Genomic DNA, 13,742 nt, shown 5'->3' on the forward strand with positions numbered 1-13,742 from the left:
GAAATTCAATCACCTGATCTGAAACGGCGTTTACGAAATTCTGAATTCAGATTATTGGGTTCAAAATTGGACGTCAAGCGTTTTCAACCTCCATCCTCCATGTTCAGCACGATCCGGCCGCGCGTAACCTGGCCCGCTTCAAAGCGGCGGTGTGCATCGGCTGCGGCGGCGAGTGGGAGCGTGGCCATTACGCCCGGTGTGAGCACGCCTTCGGCGGCGAGTTGCGAGACGGCATGGAGCGCGTCCGGCGCGTCCGAAATCATCGCGCGCGTGACGGTGACGCCGTATTTTTCGGCCTGGTTTTCAAACGGCATGGCGGTCAGGTAGATAAGCTGACCGCCCGCTTTCAGTACCTGATATGACCGGGCATGCGTCTCGCCGCCGATCAGGTCGAAGACGACATCGATATGACGCAGCGAGCTGAAGTGATCCCGATAGTCCTCGCGATCGTAGGCCATTGCCCGATGCGCGCCGAGCCCCAGCACATAGTCAATATTCGCCGCGCGGCAAGTTGTTGTCACATTGAGGCCGAGATGACGCGCGAGCTGGATCATCTGGCTGCCGACCGCGCCCGCGCCGCCATGAATCAGCACGCTCACACCTTCCGATAGCGTCGCGGTCCGGCACATCGAAATCCATGCGCTGACACCGGGCTGAAGCAAGGCAGCCGCTTGTGAAATCGAGAGGTTGGCTGGCTTCTTCACTACGCGTGACGATGCACAGACAATCGCTTCGGCGTAGGTCCCGCTGCGTGTCGGGTCCGCCGCGACGCACACTTCATCGCCTACGGAAAACCCTGTCACCCCCTCGCCGATTTGATCGATGACACCCACGCCGTCACGCCCCGGAATTTTCGGGAACGCCAGCGAGAAGTGCGCTTGCAAGGCGCCGGAACGCAGCTTCGTGTCAATCGGCGATACCCCTGCGGCCTTCAGGCGAACACGCACTTCATCGGGTCCCGCGAAGGGCTCGTCGAGCGTGACAAGCTTAAGGACATCGGGTGCGCCGTACCGCAAATACTGGATCGCTTTCATGCCGACGCAGCGTCGCAATCACGACCCGATTCGAGCAGCGCCCGGATCAGGAACATCTCGGTTTCGTGCGTCGAGCAGATTTGCGCCCATGCGTCGTCGGATTGCGTAGCGAGCCGCCACGTGAAAAGCGTGATGACGGACGTGCCTTCGGGATGCCCCAGCACCGGGCCATCGAATACGCGCGCGGCATTGCGGAACCGCAGGCCGCCTTCATTGCCGCCGACTTCGTAATCGATCGTCAATGCGACCGGATCGGCATGAATCCGCACCCAGGTTTCAGCGCCCGTGAACACCGATTCTCCAATGAACGTCTGCGCCCCAACCGTTCTGCGCTTCCAGCTTCCCAGCGCCCATCGGCCTTGACGCTCTCCGTCGGACATCAGTACAAATGCTCGCCGGGCGTCGGCCTGGACGCGAATGCTGCTGCTATGACAATGTGCGTCGATCACCTTGAGTTTCCGGATAGGTTTTCAAAAAGGGCGCGAGCGCAAAAAATCACGCTCAAAGCTTTTTGCAACATTCTGAATTCAGATTATTATCTGAAACATTGTTCGTCAAGCGACGTTTCCAAATCGTTTTCCGCCTGCCCAACCGGAAGCAAAACTCATGGATGTCTGCCTCTTTCTGATTGCGACCGAGCGCGCAACGGCCGATGTGACCCAACCGCTTGATGCCCAAGGGATTCTCGATGCGGCCGCGACCTTCCCCGGCATCAGGCGCGCGGTGGTCCACGTGCCCGTGGAAGGCGGCGCGAACGACCCGTACCTGCACGCCGAGACGCCGCCGCGTTGCACGCTGCAGGCTTACTTTGACAGTATCGATGGGCTGGAAGGCGTCTTGCGCGAAGGCGGCAACGCGCATGCGCTATTGAATCTGACAGGGTTGAAAGAGTGCGACCTGACGCAGCAGGTCATGGCCGTGCGGCGCTTTCCCGTGCCCGACTCCGGCACGCAACCGGCCGATGATCCTCGCTGCACCTATCTGGTCAGCTACGAAGGTCCGGCCGAGGATTTGAACGCGTGGCTGGGTCATTACATCGACAGTCACCCGCCGATCATGGCGCGCTTTCCCGGCATCCGGGAGATCGAGATCTATACGCGGATGGATTATCGCGGCGCGCTACCTGTGGCGCGATCGAACGCCATGCAGCGCAACAAGGTGGTCTTCGATTCGCCGGACGCGCTGAACGCCGCGCTGGCGTCGCCGGTGCGTCACGAGATGCGCGCCGACTTCAAGAACTTCCCGCCGTTCAGCGGCGCAAACCTGCATTTCCCCATGATCAGCCGTGCACGCGACTTTACGGCTGCCTGACGCCCGATCGTGCCCTACGCTTTCAGCAAGCAACCGGCGCTCTCGCCACCCGATGAAAATCGCGATCGAAATAAATCAGGCCGTCGCCGTCGTGGCGCACCACCATGTCCGCGACTTCCACGAACATCACCGAGTGCGACCCGACGGTCTTCCGCTCGACAATCCGCCCTTCCAGGCTCGCGAGGGCATCGGTCAGAACAGGCGTGCCGAGCAGTCCCGCGGTCCAGGTCTGCTGCTCGAAGCGGGCGTTCATCGGCAGCTTGGTCATGCCGGCGAAATGCCGCGCGAGTTCCTGCTGATTACCGGGTAGCACATTGATGCAGACCCGGCCATTCCCCGCGAACACCGCATGCGCGGCGCTCGACTGGTTCACGCAGACAAGCATGGTGGGCGGGCTATCCGTGACCGAACAGACCGCGCTTGCCGTGATGCCGCAGCGGCCATGCGGGCCATCGGTCGTAATGATGTTCACGGCCGCCGACAGATGCGCCATGGCTTCGCGGAACAACTTGCGGTTATCGACTTCATTCATGCGGCCTCCAGGCTTACGGATACGGCGTGATCGTGGGCGCGATGCCCGCGAAAATGGCGCCGGCGCCGTCGTAGGTCGCTTCCCCCAAAAAGGCGTGCTGCGTGACGACCATGGAATCGCGAACGAGGCGCTGCATCCGGTTGTTCCGGTAGATTGCCGCGACACCGGCCAGCCGGTAAGCCTGCTGGACCACATCCGCGCATACATGGGCCGCGTGCGTGGCGCTCAGGCGCAACAAGCTCGCTTGTTCGGGCGTAACCGGGAGGCCGGCCATGATCGAGTCCCAGGCGTCTTCGGACGCTTGATAGAAGAACGCGCGGGCGCTGCGCCACTGCGCTTCGGCGCGACCCAATTCGATGCGGAAGTACGCACGATCGGCCAGACGTGGCGCGCCGGTCGTGGTTTTCGTGCCGCCCGACATCTCCGCAGCCAGGTCGAGCGCCGCGCGCGCCAGCCCGACGTTGACCGCCGCATGGACTTCGGCCTGGTACGAAACGGCGGGATATTTGTACAAGGGTTCATCGATCACCGCGCCGCTGCCGCGCATGAATGTCCACGGATCGGCGACGAATTTGTCTTTCAGGCGCAGGTCGTGGCTGCCCGTGCCCTGCATGCCGACCACGTTCCAGTTATCGACGATCTCGACTTCTTCCGCACGAAACACCGCCGTCAACGGCTTGCCGGCGTTCGGACTGTCGCTGCCCGCGGGCGCCCCGCCAATGCCCACGCCGATCCAGTCCGCGCCCTTGCAGCCGCTCGCAAAATGCCATTGACCGCTCACGGTCCAGCCACCCGCAGCAGCAGCGGCGGGTTGCACCGGGTAAAGGCCGCCGGCGAACACCTGATCCGGGCCGCTTGCATAGATTTCGCGCTGGGTTTCAACGGGCAAAGCCGCGAGATAGACATTGGCCGAGCCGAACGCGGCCACCCACGCCGTGGACCCGTCCGCCACCGCGATGCGTTCCAGCACGCGCAGGAAATCAGCCGGCGCAAGCGCGTCGCCGCCGAAACATCTGGGCGTGCTTGCGCGGAAAATGCGAGCGCGCTTCATGGTCGCGATCATGTCGCGGGGAACATGCGAGAGTTCATCGAATTCATCGCGGCGCGCAGCAATTTCCGCGATGACATCGTCCAGCGCGAGCGGATTGGCGATTGCGCTCGATGCGTGGGTGAGCGGCGCCAGCTTGGGGTCGTCTGCGAGATTCATCGGGGCTCCGGCGTGGTTTTGTATCGGTGGGATGGATTGTCCTCAAGATAGAATTGGCCCACCCATGCGTCAAATTCGCACCAATAATGGATGCCATGAACCAGACGAATAGCGGTCTCACCGACCTCAACCTGTTGCGCGTATTCCTCGCGATCTGGGACCTGCGCAGCCTCACTGCGGCGGGCGAGCGGCTTGGTCTGACACAGCCCGCCGTGAGTCATTCGTTGCGGCGTCTGCGCACCTTGTTCGACGATCCGCTGTTCGTGCGCACGCCGCAAACCATGGTGCCGACCGAGGCCGCGATCCGCCTTCACGGTCCGCTCGATGAAGCGTTCAGCATCATCAGCCTCGCAATGCAGGCGCATGGTCACTTCGATCCCGCGACCGCGTCACGCGTGTTCAAGATATCGATGTCGGATATGTCAGAGTTCTACTTCCTGCCGCCCTTGCTTGCCGCATTGGAAAGCACGGCGCCGAAGGTTCGCTTCGAGATCGTGCAGCTTGCGTCCGAGTCAGCGGGCGCCGCCATGCGTGCCGGCGAGATCGATCTCGCGCTCGGCTACATGCCGGGGCTTGGGGAAGACTGTATAGGCGACAGGCTGTTCTCAGACGAACACGTGTGCCTGGTTCGCGCGGGACATCCGCTGAAGGGGAAGAAGGCGTCGAAGCAGGATCTGGCTGGTTTGCGATACGTCTATGCAAGCACAAACGCCACCGGGCACCGGATGATCGAGCAATGGCTCGCGGAACTCGGCATGGAACGCGATATCGTGCTGCGGCTGCCGCATTTCATCGTGGCGCCGGAGATTGTCCGGACCACGGATCTCGCGGTGATCTTTCCACGCAGCATTGCCGAGCGCTTCAATCGCGGTCACGCATTCCGGTTGCTCGCGTTACCGTTCGATTTGCCGGCCATCGAAGTGAAAATCCACACGCATGTGCGCTTCTCAAGCGATGCCGGTATTCAATGGCTGCGCGATGTCCTGATGGAGATGTTCGCCGCGCAGCCTTGAGGCGCTACTGCCCGCGTCACTGCCTGTAGGTCGTGTCGGTGCGGTCAAGGCGGCGAATCAACGCGTCCAGGACCTGATCTCCGCCGCCAAAGCGCGGATCGTATTGAAGCGCGTCGCGGGTCGAGCGCTCGCTGATTTTTGGATCGACGAGCAGGGTTTTGCCTCGCATGGAATGCGTCGCGAGTTGAATTTCGCATGCGCGGTTCAGGGTCCAGATCAGCACGAACGCATGGCCGAGCGTGGCGCCATGCGCGAGCAAACCGTGATTGCGCAGGATCATCAGCCGCTTGTTATTCAGCGACGCCACCATGCGCGACTTTTCTTCATCGTGGACGGTCGTGCCTTCGAACGTGTGATACGCGACCATGTCATGCAGTTGCGACGAATAGATATTGTTGTCCTCCAGCCCCTCCTCCATGCAGGCGACCGCGACGCTTGCCGTGGTGTGGATATGCATGACGCAATGCGCATCGGGGACGTTGGCGTGCACGGCGCTGTGGATGGTCAGCCCTGCCGGATTGACGGGGTACTGGCTGTCGCTGAGGACTTTGCCGGTCAAGTCGATCTTCACCAGGTTCGATGCGGTGACTTCGTCGTAAGCAAGTCCGAACGGGTTGATGAGGAGTTGATCCTCGGTGCCCGGCACGCGCAGCGTGATGTGGTTGAAGATCAGTTCATGCCAGCCCAGCATGAAGAACACGCGATAGGTCGCGGCCAGTTTGATGCGTGCAGCCCATTCGGCGTCGGTGCAAATAATCGGACGGGCTGCAGCGGTTTCCACAACGGTCATATTCAGCTCCAAGTCAGCTCCATTGAGTTTCAAGCAGATAAGGAATTCTGAATTCACTTTACCAGAACGAAATTTTTGAGTCTATTATTCGTCGTGGTGGCTGGGCGAGCGGCGGGTGCGCCGGCTGGACAAGTTGGGGTCAGTTCACTTACAGGGGTAAGCGTGATGCGCAAGGACCAAGCGCGGCTTAATGTTCTCTTAAGTCTCGCGTTTTACGATGCATCTCATTGATCCCCCTGTAGTACCCCTCTTCAGGCCGCTTTTGCGGCCTTCTTTTTTAGGTACGACCGATGAAGACCCTTTGGCGTTTGTGCGCAGTAGCCGTATGCCTGGTCGGTGGCGTCGGTATTGCGGTATGGCTGTTTTCCGTGATCGTGCGTATTGTCTGATCAAGCGGGCTTGGGCCAGCTCTTACGCTCGCTTCATCTGCGCCTGCATATTGAACGCGAGTTTCATCGGCTGCCATTCAGCGCTCGTTGCACCCGGCAGCGGACACTGAAAGCTCGCCATCAATGCGTTCCACTCAGTCACGCGCGGGTGAACATCCGCGCCCGCCACGAGTTGATCAAAGCTGAAGTCAGGCATTGTCTCAATCAACATCACCAGCCGCGTATCGCGCCGCCAGATCGTCATGTCGATGATGCCTGACGCCCGCAGCGCATCAAGCACCTCAGGCCAGACCGCCTCGTGATAGTGATCGTATTGCGCGATGACCTCGGGGTCGTCGCGCAGATCGAGTGACAGGCAATGGCGCATCACGTTCGTGCTCATGGCTCAAGCCGCCGCGCGGGCATCGACGCAAACATGCGTGCGTTGCGTCGCCTGTATCGCATCCCAATCCCAGTCGATGCCAATCCCCGGCTCCATCGGTGCGACGGCATAACCCTGCTCGATCTGGACCTGCTTTCCGGTCAACGCGTCGAGTTGCGGAATATATTCGAGCCACGTTGCGTTCGGCACGGCCGCGCACAAACTCACATGCAACTCCATCAGGAAGTGCGGGCAGATGGACACGTTCATGGTCTCGGCCAGATGCGCCACTTTCAGCCACGGCGTGATCCCGCCCACGCGCGCGACATCGGCCTGAACGATCGAGCATGCATCGGCCTTCAGATACTCGGCGAATTGCGCCGGGTGATACATCGATTCCCCCACCGCAATGGGCACCGGACTCGCGGCGCAAAGCCGCTGGTGCGCCGCGATATTTTCAGCGGGCATGGGCTCTTCGAGCCACGCGAGCCGCAACGGCTCGAACGCATGCGCGCGGCGGATGGCTTCGGACAACGTGAAGCCCTGGTTCGCGTCGACCATGATTTCGAAGTCATCGCCCATGGCGTCGCGCACAGCCGTGAGCCGCCGCGTGTCTTCAGCCAGATGCGGCCGGCCAACCTTGATCTTCGCGCCATGAAAACCGGCATCGCGCGCCTGCAGGGTTTGATCGACGAGTTCGGCCTCAGACAAATGCAACCATCCGCCTTCGGTGGAATACGTGCGCGTGCGCGGCTTCGATCCGCCGGCCGCGACCCACAACGGCAGGTTCGCCACGCGCGTGTTGCGGTCCCATAGAGCGGTATCGATTGCGGCCAGCGCCAGGCTCGTGATCGCACCGACCGCCGTTGCGTGCGTATGGAAAAAGAGGTCGCGCCAGATAGCTTCGTACCCGGCCGGGTCGCGCCCGATCAGCAACGGCGCCAGGTGATCATGCAGCAACGCGACAATGGACGAACCGCCCGTGCCGATGGTGTAGGTGTATCCGGTGCCCACGCTGCCATCGCTGCAATGGAGCGTCACCAACACAGTCTCCTGGACTACGAACGACTGGATCGCGTCCGTGCGTTTGACTTTGGGTTGAAGGTCGACCTGGCGGATGTCGACGGTATCGATAGTTGTCATTTTGGGTTTCCTTTAAAGCGCGTTCAACCTTTCACGCCGCCGAGCGTCAAGCCCGCGATCAGGTGTTTTTGCACGATGAACGTCAGCACGATCGCCGGAATGATGATGATCACGGCCATCGCGCACATGCCGGCCCAGTCGACCGAAAACTGCGCGGTGAAGTCCATCAGCCCGACAGGCAGCGTCTTCGTATCAGGGCTTCGGCACAATTGCGTGGCGAGTGCGAATTCGTTCCAGCTAGTGAGAAACGCAAAGATTCCCGCCGATGCAATCCCGCTTTTTGCCAGCGGCAATTCGATGCGCCAAAACGCTTGCCAGCGGTTGCATCCATCGATCTGCGCCGCTTGCGACAACTCGATCGGCACCTCGCGAAAGAAGCCGTCGATAAGCCATACGGTGAACGGTACGTTCATCGCAAGATAAACAAGGATCACGCCAATGCGCGTATCGAGCAGACCGGTCCATGCCCACAGCATGAAGATAGGCAGCGACAACGCAATGCCAGGAATCGCACGTGTCAGCATCAGCGCCACGAACATGACCTGCTTGTGCCTGAACTCGAAACGCGCGAATGCATAACCGCCAAGCACGCCGACCGCGAGCGCGGCGATCGTACTCACGCAAGAAATGATCAGCGAATTGACGAAGTACTGGCTGATGGGCAGCGACGCCATTTGCCCGTAGCCGAACATGCTCTTGAAGTTATCGAGTGTGTAGCTGGAACCGACCAACGGGGATTGATTCGACAAGATCGCCACGTTCGAACGGAACGCGTTGAGCACGACCCACAGCCCCGGCAAACAGATGATCGCCATCACGATAAACACGCCGAACCACAACGCCGACTTGCGCAGGAATGCGCCTTTGATTGCGATATCGCTCATGATGTCAGGCTGGCCCCATGTGTTTGCGCGCACCGCTCAACTTGCGGAAGAAGTACAGCGTGAAGAGGATGGACACCAGCACCGAGACGTACGCAATCGCGTTGGCGTAACCCATGTGCGAGTCGTCGTACGCAATCCGCCCGACCATTGTCCAGAGCAGTTCCGTGCGTCCGCCCGGACCGCCATTCGTCATGATGCGCACGATGTCGTAAGCACGGCCTACGTCGAGCGAACGGATCGTCATGGAGATATAGATAAACGGCATCAGGTACGGCAGCGTGACGTAGCGGAATGTCTGCCATGACGTGCAGCCATCCACCTTCGACGCTTCTATCGGATCTTTCGGCAACGCCATCAAACCCGCCAGCAGGATCACCGCGAAGATGGGTGTCGAGTTCCATACCTCGGCTGCGATCAACGACGCAAGCGCGGAGTTGGCGTTAACAAGAAACGGGAACGCAGACTTCGCGCCGAATAGCGTCTGCATCAGGTTGTTCACAATGCCCGTGCTGTCGTTGAGCATGAACTTGAACTGGAAGCCAACCAGCACTGGCGAGAACATCATGGGGAACATCATCACCGTGCGTAACGCCCGCTGGCCTTTCGTCACCTGATTGAGCAGCAGCGCCACGCCAAGGCCCAGCAGCAGCTCAAGATTCAGCGCAACGGTCAAAAACAGGATCGTGCGCCCGAACGCCGCCCAGAAGTCTCCATTCGCAAACGCGCGTTCGTAGTTACGCCAGCCGATCCAGTGCGAAAGCGTATCCGGGTCGGTCAAGCGATACGCCGTGAAGCTCGTGTAAAACGAGAACAACAGCGGCAGGATCACCACGATCCCGACCGCCAGGAACGCGGGCATGAGCAGCTTGATCGGCAGCGGTATGCGCCGGCGCGATGTAGCCAGGACAGGCTCGCCGCCGATCGAGTAAGGCGTGTTGGATTGCATGTTGATCGTCGGTTACTGGTTGTCCGCCGCGTCCTGCATGATGTCCGCGACCTTCTTCGCCGCATTGTCGAGCGCTTGCTGCGAGGTTTCGTCACCGATAATCGCCTTCTGCAACTCCGGCCACAGCGCGTTCGAAATCTCGTTCCATTGCGCAACACGCGGCGGGGTGAAGGAGTCTTCCTTCGCGGCCTGACTGAAGGTCGCGACCGCGTCCGCCATGAAGTGGTCGTTCTTCGTCTTGAACTCCTGCACGATCGCCTGCTGCGCATCAATACGCGAAGGAATCGAACCGAGACGCGCTTCGACCATTTGCGAATCCTTGCTCGTCAGGAACTCGATAAAACTGGCCGCCACTTCCGGCCGCGCGCAGACTTTCGTGATCGAGAAACTATGCGAACCCGACCAGCCCGGCCGCTTGTTGGCCGCACCCAGCGGCGCACGAACCACACCGACGTTGCCGGCGAGCTTCGACGTTTTCGGGTCGTTATAGAACGATGCAAAACCCGGCCAGTCGAGATCGAGCGCTACCTTGCCTGACGCGAAGTTGTTGCCAAGATCGTCCCAGACGTAGCTCGGCACGCCCTTCGGCACCACGCCCGCTTTGTACAGGTTGACGAACCAGTCGAGCGTCTTCACGCCCACCGGCGAGTTGAACTTGGGTTGCATCTTGGCATCGAGCAACTGGCCCCCGTTCGCCACCAGCAGCGAATAAAAAGTGCCCGTCAGCGCCTCGTCCTTGCCCGGGAATTGCGTGCCGTAGAAGTTCGGCGCCTTGGTGAAGAAGGTCGCCTGCTGCGTGTATTCGGCGAAGGTCTTCGGGGGCGCGAGATCCACGCCGAATTGCTTCTTGTACGCATCGCGATTGGCCGGATCGGCATAAGCGGTCTTGTTGTAATAGAGCGCTTCTATATCCGTTGACCGGGGGATCTGGACAAGTTGCCCCTTCACCTCGGACTGCTTCAGCAAAGCAGGCGCGAACGCCGCAAGATAGCTCGCGGGGAACAAACCCTTGAGGTCGCGGAAGATGGGATATTGCGCGGAGAAATTTGTATGATTCGACGACACGCAATAGTCGATATGCTGCGAAGCAATGTCCTGCTTCAACTCCCGATCCAGCTCGAAGTGACTCTTGCGCGAGACAATCTCGACCTTCGCGCCGGTCTCTTTTTCCCACAGCGGAATGCGCGTGTAGAGCGCTTCATATTGCACACCGCCGATCAGCTTGACGCGCAGTGTATAGCCTTTGTATTCGTTGTCGGCGCGTGCGGCGGTGGTCGCCACCAGACCCGCCAAAGCCAGTACCGACACAGTGATCTTGAGGCCGGTTTTTATCGAATCCCTAACCATGATTCATCTCCTTTGTTATGTGCCGTGACGTCAAGCGGTACGGCTTGCATGTGGTTGTTTCCAGCTTTCTAGCGCAGCCGGCGGCTGGTGCCGGTGTCGAAGACCAGCGTGTTTTCAAGCTCCGCGTCGAGGCGGATGCCCTGCTGCGGGCTCAGCAACAAACGTCCGTTCACGATCACGCAACAGCGCTGCCCCGCGACCGTCCCGAACAACTCGGTGGATGCACCTGTCGGCTCGACCACATCGACGTTGAATGGAATGCCGCCGGCCTGCGCCACCGCAAGATGCTCGGGCCGCACACCGACCGTCACCTCCTGGCCGTCTTTGGCGTTGACCACCGGCACCTGTATCGAGAAATCGCCGATACGAACCCGCGCGCCATCGTTTTGCAACTCGTAGCGGCCGCTAAACAGGTTCATGGACGGCGAGCCGATAAAACTCGCGACAAACAGGTTGTCGGGGTCATCGTAGAGTTCGAGCGGCGCACCAATCTGCTCGATCACGCCACCGTTCAGCACGACAATGCGGTCTGCCATCGTCATTGCTTCAATCTGATCGTGCGTGACGTAGACCGTCGTTGCGCGCAGGCGCTGATGCAGCGCCTTGATCTCCGCCCGCATTTGCACGCGCAGCTTTGCGTCGAGGTTCGACAACGGTTCGTCGAACAGGAACACCTTCGGGTCACGCACGATCGCGCGCCCCATGGCCACGCGTTGACGCTGACCACCGGACAGGTGGCGCGGATATCGGCCGAGCAAGTCCTGAAGTCCCAGAATGGTCGCGGCCTGATTTGCACGCGCCGCGATTTCATCGGGCTTCAGGTCGCGCAACTTCAGCGCGAACGTAAGGTTCTCCAACACGCTCATGTGCGGATACAGCGCGTAGTTCTGGAACACCATCGCGATGTCCCTATCCTTCGGCGGCAAGTCATTGACCACACGGCCGTCTATCAGGATCCGTCCATGCGTCACGCCTTCCAGTCCCGCCAGCGCGCGCAGCAATGTCGACTTGCCGCAACCGCTTGGGCCCACGAGCACGAGGAACTCGCCGTCCTTTACCGTCAGGTCGATCTGCTTCAACACCTGTACGGCGCCGAACGATTTCTGCACCTGTTTGAATGCCACTTCAGCCATTAGCGTCGCCTTCTCTGTCGACCGGAGTTAAGGTGTCGACCGGAGTTGGCGCTTTAGCGCTTACTCCGGTCCCATGACCCTTACTCCGGTCCCATGCCGATGTTGGTACGCGAATCACTCCGCGCCGCGGACCTGTGTCCCGCTCGTCTTGCGGACCACTTTTCTACCGATGCAAAACATTTTAAAGATAAAATGCCATTTCATATGTGAATTTGCGTCAGTGTTTTCCCGATGCCCGTCCGCCCCCTGTTTCCGTCGAGGATGACGTCAAATGCAAGGGTTTCACGAACTACAATCACGCCATGCGTTGCCGGATCCCGCCGTGTCGGGATCGGCTGCCGGTTATCGGTTGAAGGCGAACATCGGGCTTGAGAGCAAGGAGAGATTTTGGACAACACACGATATTCGGCACCGGCGCTCGAAAAGGGGCTGGACATCATCGAACTGCTGGCGAGTCATCCTGAGGGGTTGTCACTGGCTGACCTGGGGAAGACGCTCGGGCGCACGACTGCAGAGATCTTTCGCATGGTCGTCACGCTGGAAGCGCGTGGATATCTGCTGGCAATAGGCGACCGGTACGTGTTGTCGTTGCTGCTGTTCCAGCTTGCTCACCGGCATCAGCCGGTAAGGTCTCTGGTGACCACCGCGCTGCCGTTGATGACACAACTGGCCAACGACGTCAGGCAGTCGTTCCACCTCTGCGTGTATCAGGACGGGCGCGTGCTGATTGTCGCGGGAGTGGAAAGCCCGGAACGCTGGGGCTTCTCGCTGAAAGTGGGAACACTGATCGGCATGACCGATACCGCCTCGGGACAAGTGCTCATGGCGTTCCAGGAAGAACTGGAACGCAAGAGGATGCTTAAGCTGCACGTCCCCGTTGACGGCGAGCTCCCGGTCGATGCAAAACAGCTTGCCGCGGATCTCGCGCGGATCAAGGAACGCGGACATGCACGCATGCCCAGCCGCCAGGTCAAGGGCGTCAAGAATCTCGCTTATCCCGTGTTTGGACGAAACGGACACGCAATTGCTTCGCTGACCACGCCGTATATAGAACGCATCGATCAAGCGCCGGTACCCACCATGAACGAGGTCGGGGAAAGGATGAAAACGGCGGCGCAAACGTTGACCGGGTTAATGGGGCTAAATGTGTACTGGGAGCCGGGTGTGGGCGCGGGTTGAAGCACTCGCCCCCTGCTTGGCCGCATCGTGGCTGCACGACTAATTGAGCGGAGAAATGACCATGAACCTGGCCTTTTCAGCGGGCGCCATCGACCTGAAGACGGCGTTCGACGCAGTTACCGAATACTGGTCACCCAAGGTCGTAGCGCAAGTAAATGATCAATATGTGAAAGTTGCCAAGGTCCGGGGCGAGCTCGTCTGGCACAACCACGCTGGAGAAGACGAACTGTTCTACGTCGTACGCGGGAGTCTGCGGATTGAGTATGAAGGAGGGCAAGCGATCCAGTTGCCGGAAGGATCCATGCATGTCGTGCCGCGCGGCGTCATGCATAACCCGGTGGCCCAAGAAGAATGCTGGATTGTGTTGATCGAACCGGTGACGACCAGGCATACCGGGAGCCTGTCCAAAATTTTGTGTGTAAGGCATAACATGTCGCAAAGGAGCATGTATGCCACGCAAACCGAAGGCGGCC

15 protein-coding genes are annotated in these 13,742 nt (G+C 60.1%); 4 read left to right on the forward strand and 11 right to left on the reverse strand.

From position 1 onward, the window contains the following. Positions 1 to 83: 83 nt before the first annotated feature. Both AWB69_RS21425 and AWB69_RS21430 read right to left on the reverse strand, forming a co-directional pair. On the reverse strand, positions 84 to 1,034 hold the full coding sequence (locus AWB69_RS21425; RefSeq protein ID WP_062088413.1) for an NADP-dependent oxidoreductase: 951 nt from the start codon (positions 1,032 to 1,034) through the stop codon (positions 84 to 86). After that, positions 1,031 to 1,483 (reverse strand): hypothetical protein, encoded by a 453-nt coding sequence (locus AWB69_RS21430; protein WP_062088415.1) that lies wholly within the window; start codon positions 1,481 to 1,483, stop codon positions 1,031 to 1,033. The genes AWB69_RS21425 and AWB69_RS21430 overlap by 4 nt, the downstream gene beginning before the upstream one ends. A 157-nt stretch (positions 1,484 to 1,640) precedes the next feature. On the opposite strand from AWB69_RS21430, the gene AWB69_RS21435 reads away from it, so the two are divergent. After that, a complete protein-coding gene (locus AWB69_RS21435; RefSeq protein ID WP_062088417.1) occupies positions 1,641 to 2,345 on the forward strand; it encodes an EthD family reductase in 705 nt (234 codons plus the stop codon). 22 nt (positions 2,346 to 2,367) lie between these two features. Here the strand turns inward: AWB69_RS21435 and hpaC are convergent, their stop codons facing one another. Together hpaC and AWB69_RS21445 are read right to left on the reverse strand one after the other, a co-directional pair. Continuing rightward, positions 2,368 to 2,877, reverse strand: coding sequence for a 4-hydroxyphenylacetate 3-monooxygenase, reductase component (gene hpaC / locus AWB69_RS21440; protein WP_062088419.1), 510 nt, complete (start codon positions 2,875 to 2,877; stop codon positions 2,368 to 2,370). A gap of 13 nt (positions 2,878 to 2,890) precedes the next feature. Next, positions 2,891 to 4,084 (reverse strand): acyl-CoA dehydrogenase family protein, encoded by a 1,194-nt coding sequence (locus AWB69_RS21445; RefSeq protein ID WP_062088421.1) that lies wholly within the window; start codon positions 4,082 to 4,084, stop codon positions 2,891 to 2,893. A 95-nt stretch (positions 4,085 to 4,179) separates the two neighbouring features. Here AWB69_RS21445 and AWB69_RS21450 point away from each other — a divergent pair, with 95 nt between their 5' ends. Beyond that, the gene (locus tag AWB69_RS21450; protein ID WP_062088466.1) at positions 4,180 to 5,097 is read left to right on the forward strand and encodes a LysR family transcriptional regulator; all 918 of its coding nucleotides are present in this window, start codon (positions 4,180 to 4,182) and stop codon (positions 5,095 to 5,097) included. 16 nt (positions 5,098 to 5,113) lie between these two features. Here AWB69_RS21450 and AWB69_RS21455 read toward each other — a convergent pair whose 3' ends face one another. From AWB69_RS21455 to AWB69_RS21485, 7 genes are all read right to left on the reverse strand, one after another. Next, positions 5,114 to 5,887 carry a class II aldolase/adducin family protein gene (locus AWB69_RS21455; protein WP_062088423.1) on the reverse strand — a complete coding sequence of 258 codons (774 nt, stop codon included), beginning with the start codon at positions 5,885 to 5,887 and terminating at the stop codon, positions 5,114 to 5,116. A gap of 411 nt (positions 5,888 to 6,298) precedes the next feature. Further along, positions 6,299 to 6,658 carry an L-rhamnose mutarotase gene (locus AWB69_RS21460; protein ID WP_231937188.1) on the reverse strand — a complete coding sequence of 120 codons (360 nt, stop codon included), beginning with the start codon at positions 6,656 to 6,658 and terminating at the stop codon, positions 6,299 to 6,301. Positions 6,659 to 6,661: 3 nt separating this feature from the next. Further along, a complete protein-coding gene (locus tag AWB69_RS21465; RefSeq protein ID WP_062088425.1) occupies positions 6,662 to 7,780 on the reverse strand; it encodes a mandelate racemase/muconate lactonizing enzyme family protein in 1,119 nt (372 codons plus the stop codon). Between the two features lie 23 nt (positions 7,781 to 7,803). Then, the gene (locus AWB69_RS21470; protein WP_062088470.1) at positions 7,804 to 8,664 is read right to left on the reverse strand and encodes a carbohydrate ABC transporter permease; all 861 of its coding nucleotides are present in this window, start codon (positions 8,662 to 8,664) and stop codon (positions 7,804 to 7,806) included. 4 nt (positions 8,665 to 8,668) lie between these two features. Beyond that, positions 8,669 to 9,523, reverse strand: coding sequence for a carbohydrate ABC transporter permease (locus AWB69_RS21475; RefSeq protein ID WP_407923048.1), 855 nt, complete (start codon positions 9,521 to 9,523; stop codon positions 8,669 to 8,671). A 99-nt stretch (positions 9,524 to 9,622) separates the two neighbouring features. Further along, on the reverse strand, positions 9,623 to 10,957 hold the full coding sequence (locus AWB69_RS21480) for an ABC transporter substrate-binding protein (RefSeq protein WP_062088429.1): 1,335 nt from the start codon (positions 10,955 to 10,957) through the stop codon (positions 9,623 to 9,625). Between the two features lie 68 nt (positions 10,958 to 11,025). After that, positions 11,026 to 12,090, reverse strand: coding sequence for an ABC transporter ATP-binding protein (locus AWB69_RS21485; protein ID WP_062088431.1), 1,065 nt, complete (start codon positions 12,088 to 12,090; stop codon positions 11,026 to 11,028). A 387-nt stretch (positions 12,091 to 12,477) separates the two neighbouring features. On the opposite strand from AWB69_RS21485, the gene AWB69_RS21490 reads away from it, so the two are divergent. Next, the gene (locus AWB69_RS21490; protein ID WP_062088433.1) at positions 12,478 to 13,269 is read left to right on the forward strand and encodes an IclR family transcriptional regulator; all 792 of its coding nucleotides are present in this window, start codon (positions 12,478 to 12,480) and stop codon (positions 13,267 to 13,269) included. A 55-nt stretch (positions 13,270 to 13,324) separates the two neighbouring features. After that, the coding region (locus AWB69_RS21495; protein ID WP_082913506.1) for a cupin domain-containing protein at positions 13,325 to 13,742 on the forward strand (418 nt) is incomplete at its 3' end.

The sequence above is a fragment of the Caballeronia udeis genome, from assembly GCF_001544555.2.
Taxonomy (GTDB): domain Bacteria; phylum Pseudomonadota; class Gammaproteobacteria; order Burkholderiales; family Burkholderiaceae; genus Caballeronia; species Caballeronia udeis.

Bases quoted from the DNA above. Each gene is read 5' to 3' on its own strand.
- AWB69_RS21425 (WP_062088413.1), bottom strand. From the start codon at position 1,034: ATGAAAGCGATCCAGTATTTGCGGTACGGCGCACCCGATGTCCTTAAG.
- AWB69_RS21435 (WP_062088417.1), top strand. From the start codon at position 1,641: ATGGATGTCTGCCTCTTTCTGATTGCGACCGAGCGCGCAACGGCCGAT.
- hpaC (WP_062088419.1), bottom strand. From the start codon at position 2,877: ATGAATGAAGTCGATAACCGCAAGTTGTTCCGCGAAGCCATGGCGCAT.
- AWB69_RS21445 (WP_062088421.1), bottom strand. From the start codon at position 4,084: ATGAATCTCGCAGACGACCCCAAGCTGGCGCCGCTCACCCACGCATCG.
- AWB69_RS21450 (WP_062088466.1), top strand. From the start codon at position 4,180: ATGAACCAGACGAATAGCGGTCTCACCGACCTCAACCTGTTGCGCGTA.
- AWB69_RS21455 (WP_062088423.1), bottom strand. From the start codon at position 5,887: ATGACCGTTGTGGAAACCGCTGCAGCCCGTCCGATTATTTGCACCGAC.
- AWB69_RS21460 (WP_231937188.1), bottom strand. From the start codon at position 6,658: ATGAGCACGAACGTGATGCGCCATTGCCTGTCACTCGATCTGCGCGAC.
- AWB69_RS21465 (WP_062088425.1), bottom strand. From the start codon at position 7,780: ATGACAACTATCGATACCGTCGACATCCGCCAGGTCGACCTTCAACCC.
- AWB69_RS21470 (WP_062088470.1), bottom strand. From the start codon at position 8,664: ATGAGCGATATCGCAATCAAAGGCGCATTCCTGCGCAAGTCGGCGTTG.
- AWB69_RS21475 (WP_407923048.1), bottom strand. From the start codon at position 9,523: ATGCCCGCGTTCCTGGCGGTCGGGATCGTGGTGATCCTGCCGCTGTTG.
- AWB69_RS21480 (WP_062088429.1), bottom strand. From the start codon at position 10,957: ATGGTTAGGGATTCGATAAAAACCGGCCTCAAGATCACTGTGTCGGTA.
- AWB69_RS21485 (WP_062088431.1), bottom strand. From the start codon at position 12,090: ATGGCTGAAGTGGCATTCAAACAGGTGCAGAAATCGTTCGGCGCCGTA.